Here is an 849-nt window from a genome sequence, read left to right on the forward strand (position 1 = left end):
GCACTAAAAAGGCTGAACAAAATTTGGCCATATACAAACAGTTTATGCCGGTAAATAATCCAGGTTTTTTAGGTTCACTTGTGTTTTACTGGGGCCATAAACAGGAATATACTTCAACGTGGTTTAGTCTTTTTGACGAAAATGGCGCAGCTTCTGAAACAGTTGGTACTATGCAATACATTTGGACTTCTAAATGGCCGCAACATGCTGCCCCTCAAATTAATTATATGTTGGTTAACGATAAAGGAGCAAGAGATAATATTCTTTTTAAACCAGATACCCTTACATATGCCCGGCTTTATATGGCTAATGCAGATACCGTAGGATTATCATATAAATGGCAAATAAAACCCGAAGACTGGTATAAAACAAGCAGGGATGCCAATCAAAATAAACAAAAGCCAGTAGAGCATTTGTTTATTTCGCAGAAAAATACAACCGTTTCTTTCCGTGCACCGTTAAAAGAAGGACCTTATCGTGTATTTGTTACCGTTTATGACCGATTTGGCAATTTTTCAACCGCCAATGTACCATTTTATGTAGTTGATAATAAATGAAGGCCGAAAAAATACTAAAACCAACCAGGAAGCAGCTATTAATTTTACGGGTTATAATATTAATAGGCATTGGCAGTATGGGCTTTTTTTTAAATAGCCTGCTAAGCAGATCGGTTGCTGGCTATTTGCCGCTTTATATACTTTTAATAATAACCTTCGTTTTTACCTGCTTTAAAATACTTTACGAATGGTATCATTACTGGCATATCACAGTTCCGCCTACGCCTGCACATGAAAAAGAATATACTGTTGATATTTTTACCACTTTTTGCGCCGGCGAACCGTATGAGAT

Annotated in this window: 2 protein-coding genes; both read left to right on the top strand. The window is 36.7% G+C overall.

Annotation, left to right across the window (positions count from 1 at the left end; translation table 11 throughout):
• The coding region (locus tag AC1DPZ_RS28225; protein ID WP_477409782.1) for a hypothetical protein at window positions 1-557 on the top strand (557 nt) is incomplete at its 5' end.
• On the top strand, window positions 554-849 hold a 296-nt coding region (locus tag AC1DPZ_RS28230; protein ID WP_477409784.1), incomplete at its 3' end, for a hypothetical protein. The genes AC1DPZ_RS28225 and AC1DPZ_RS28230, both read left to right, overlap by 4 nt.

It is taken from the genome of Mucilaginibacter sp. P4_G9 (genome assembly GCF_056400985.1).